Source organism: Paenibacillus forsythiae T98, from assembly GCF_000520735.1.
GTDB classification, from domain to species: Bacteria; Bacillota; Bacilli; order Paenibacillales; family Paenibacillaceae; genus Paenibacillus_AQ; species Paenibacillus_AQ forsythiae.
Map to the genome: position 1 here is coordinate 1 of NZ_ASSC01000202.1, position 4,011 is coordinate 4,011.

Consider the following 4,011-nt stretch of genomic DNA (forward strand, 5'->3'; position numbering starts at 1 on the left):
GCAGGCGGTGCAGATCGTGCTGGAAGCCAAGCAGGCTTCAGTTTCACTGCTTCAGCGCAGAATGCGCGTCGGATACACGCGCGCTGCCAGACTGATCGATTCGATGGAGGCCAGAGGGGTGATCGGACCCTACGAAGGCAGCAAGCCACGGGAGGTGCTGATCTCGCTGGAGCAGTATCAGCAGAGCCGGATCAGCTCCTGATCCTTACAGGGCAGCAATTTAAGCATAGCGTTCTTTTTCTATGGAAAAGGAGCGCTTTTTGTTGTTTTATTCTTCAACGGCTCCTCCTTCTTTTCATTAGGGCGGTGCATAGGATTCTGGCGCTGTCGTCATAATAACGTTAGCCATCCATGCAGAACTTACAAGAGAAAGGTAGAGCGAAGCCAAATGAAGAATCAGAAGCTTTGGATTATTGCCGTACTAGCCCTTACGCTTGCGTCAGCCCCGCTGATCGAACGGTTCGCCGGAGAGAAGACATCGCCGAAGGTTCCGCAGACAGCCGAGGGTTCTTCGTCCGATGCCGGAACTTACGATGAGGCGATGCCGGCTTTCAGCACGGTCCCCATTAAATACGGCGCCTCCGGACAGGATGTCTACGAGCTTCAGGGACGCCTCAAGCACCTTGGATATTACGCGGGCAAAATAGACAGCCATTTCGGCAGCACAACGTTGAACTCAGTCAAATGGTTCCAATGGAAATTTGGCATGAAGGCCGACGGCGTTGTCGGAGCAAAGACGAAGCTGAAGCTGTACAACGCCACCAAAAACTGGCGCCCGACGGAGCCATCCTCCGGAACGAAGACCGCCAGAAACGCGGCAAACAAGCAGGGCGCCAATAAAACGGCAAGCAACACGGCCGGGTTGGCATCGGGAAATACAATGGGATTGTCCGAGAATGACTTGAAGATTATGGCCAACGCCGTTTACGGGGAATCGCGGGGGGAACCGTTTGAAGGACAGGTCGCTGTTGCTGCGGTCATTCTGAACCGGACCAAATCCCCGAGCTTTCCTAACACTCCATCGGGCGTTATTTTCCAGCCCGGAGCCTTTACCGCCGTCGCCGACGGACAGATTTATCTGACGCCCAATGAGCAGGCCCGCAAGGCGGTTGAGCAGGCGCTCAACGGCTGGGACCCGACGGGAGGCTGTCTGTATTACTTCAATCCGAGGACGGCAACCTCCAAATGGATCTGGACGCGTCCGCAAGTGAAGACGATTGGCGAGCATATTTTCTGCATGTAATCCAAACCGCGCTGCTATCGAGAAGCAATCGGAAGACTCGTCTTTCGGTTGCTTCCTTACTTTGGAATGGTTTAGAATGAATATTACTTCATAAACATGGTATATAAGCAACTATTCAGGCCGTAAAGGAGTTTTTGACTTGACCAATCACGTATTCCAGCATGGCAACGTAGGAGGCATCCGGATTCACGTGCTGCCGACGAAGACGTTCAAGACCTATGCGATATCGCTGTATGCCGGCGTTCCCTTGGCCGAAGAGACGGTCACCCCCACTGCCTTGATTCCTTTCGTTCTCCGCCGGGGTACGGCCTCTTATCCGGAGACAACCCAGTTCCGCGAACGGCTGGAAGAGCTGTACGGGGCCGGCTTCGGATTCGATGTGTATAAGCGCGGCGATTATCAGATTATTCAGTTCCGCATGGACACCATCAACGATTCATTTGTACAGAGCAAGGAGAGCCTGCTTAGCCAGTCGTTCGCCTTTCTGGGAGAAGTGATTACCCAGCCTGTGCTGGAAGGGGACAGCTTCAGGGCTTCTTATGTCGGAACAGAGCGTGAGACGGTGCGCAAGAAGCTGGAAGCTATCGTCAATGACAAAATCAGATATGCGGCCGAGCGCTGTATCGAGGAAATGTGCCGGGAAGAGCCGTATCGGCTTCATCCGCTCGGACAAAGGGCGGATCTGGACGCGATTACCCCGGAATCGCTGCACCGTTCCTACCGTTCCTGGCTGGAAGGAGCGATTCTTGATCTGTATGTCGTCGGCGACACGACGCCCGAAGAAGTGGAGAAGCTGGTGGAGCGGCATTTTGGCCTTGGCAGCCGCGCAGTCTCCGTCCCGTATCAATCCCGGTTCTCTCCACGGACCGTTACGGACGTCCGCACAGTCGAAGAACGGATGGATGTCGGCCAGGGCAAGCTGAACATGGGCCTGCGCACTTCCATTACTTACAAGGACGACGCCTACGCCCATGCGCTGATGTACAACGGCATTTTGGGCGGTTACCCTCATTCCAAGCTATTTGTGAATGTCCGGGAGAAGGAGAGTCTGGCTTATTACGCGTCCTCCCGCTACGATGGGCATAAGGGAATTGCCACAATCCAGTCGGGAATTGAAATTCAGAACTACGGCAAAGCCGTGGACATTATCCGCAAGCAGCTTGATGAAATGAAGAAGGGAAATATCAGCGACCTGGAGCTGAATCAGACCAAGGCGATGATCCGCAATCTGCTTTCGGAAATCCAGGACTCCGCCTTTGAGATGATTGCATTTGATTTCAACCGCCAGCTGTCCGGCAAAGACCGTACTGCGGAAGAGCTGCTGAGCCAGGTGGAAGCTTCCGGCGCGGAAGAAGTGAAGCGGGCAGCCGCTACCGTCCAGCTGGATACGATCTATTTCCTGACGGGACAGAAGGAGGAGTAGCTGTGGAACAGATCCATTATGAAAGGCTCCAGGAAACGCTGTATCACGAAGTTTTGGATAACGGGCTGAAGGTATATGTGCTCCCGAAGCCGGGATTTACCAAAACATACGCCACATTTGCAACCAAATACGGTTCGGTGGATAATCATTTCCGCGTAGCCGGAGGCGAGGAAACAACGGTGCCGGACGGCATCGCCCACTTTTTGGAGCATAAAATGTTCGAGGAGCCGGAAGGCGACATTTTCGCCACTTTTGCGTCCAACGGAGCCTCGGCCAATGCCTTTACGAGCTTTGAGCAGACGGTTTATCTGTTCTCCGCCACCGAAAAAATAGAGACGAATATCGAAACCTTGATCGATTTTGTGCAGCGCCCCTATTTTACGGACCAGAATGTGGAGAAAGAGAAGGGCATCATCGGCCAGGAGATCAATATGTATGCCGACAACCCGGACTGGCGCGTCTATTTCGGGCTGATCGCAGCAATGTATCAGAAAAATCCGGTACGAATCGATATCGCCGGCACGGTGGAATCCATCTCGCCAATTACCAAAGAAACACTCTATACGTGCTACAATGCTTTTTACCATCCGAGCAACATGCTTCTCTTTATCGTCGGGGGCGTAGATCCGGAAGCGGTCTTTGAGCTGGTGCGAAATAATCAGGGCCGGAAGGCTTACGAGCCGCAGGGCGAGATTGAACGGATTTTTGAGCGGGAGCCGGAGGAGGTTGGCGTGAAGCGTCTGGAGAACAAGCTGGCCGTTTCTATGCCTAAATGCCTGTTCGGTTTCAAGGAAAAAGAAGCCGGGCTGTCAGGGAAGGCGGCTGTCCGGCGCGATCTGACCACCAAACTGATGCTTGACCTTCTGCTTGGCAGCAGCACCGCTCTCTACCAGAAGCTGTACGATGAAGAGCTGATCTCCGACAGCTTCGGACATGAATACAACAGCTCGCCGCAGTATGCCTTTTCCGCGATCGGCGGGGACACGAAGGACCCCGACCTGCTGCTGAAACGGATCAGGGAGGAGATTGACGCGATTCTTCAGACGGGCTTCGAGGAACGCGATTTTATCCGGGCCCGCAACAAGAAAATCGGCGGACATTTGCGTATGCTGAACTCTCCGGAGAGCATTGCCCATGAGTTTACCCGCTATCAGTTCCGCGGCGGCGACTTCTTCGGTGTCCTTCCGGAATACGAATCGATCACGCTGGATGAAGTGAACGAACGGTTGCGTGAGCATATTGACTGGGATCAGCTTGCCGTATCCGTGGTGGTGAACCCTTAGTGGAGATTGTGGGGGAGAGCGGCAAGCCGCTGGGAGAAACGACGGTGCTCGTTACCGGCGGG

4 protein-coding genes are annotated in these 4,011 nt (G+C 54.1%); all 4 read left to right on the forward strand.

The window, feature by feature from the left end:
• On the forward strand, window positions 1–202 hold a 202-nt coding region (locus L692_RS28025; RefSeq protein WP_036722480.1), incomplete at its 5' end, for a DNA translocase FtsK.
• 186 nt (window positions 203–388) lie between these two features.
• Window positions 389–1,243: a spore cortex-lytic enzyme gene (gene sleB / locus L692_RS0107180; RefSeq protein ID WP_025698493.1), complete on the forward strand. Its 855-nt coding sequence runs from the start codon at window positions 389–391 to the stop codon at window positions 1,241–1,243.
• A gap of 139 nt (window positions 1,244–1,382) precedes the next feature.
• A complete protein-coding gene (yfmF, locus tag L692_RS0107185; protein ID WP_025698494.1) occupies window positions 1,383–2,666 on the forward strand; it encodes an EF-P 5-aminopentanol modification-associated protein YfmF in 1,284 nt (427 codons plus the stop codon).
• A gap of 2 nt (window positions 2,667–2,668) precedes the next feature.
• A complete protein-coding gene (gene yfmH / locus L692_RS0107190) occupies window positions 2,669–3,949 on the forward strand; it encodes an EF-P 5-aminopentanol modification-associated protein YfmH (protein WP_025698497.1) in 1,281 nt (426 codons plus the stop codon).
• Window positions 3,950–4,011 lie beyond the last annotated feature (62 nt).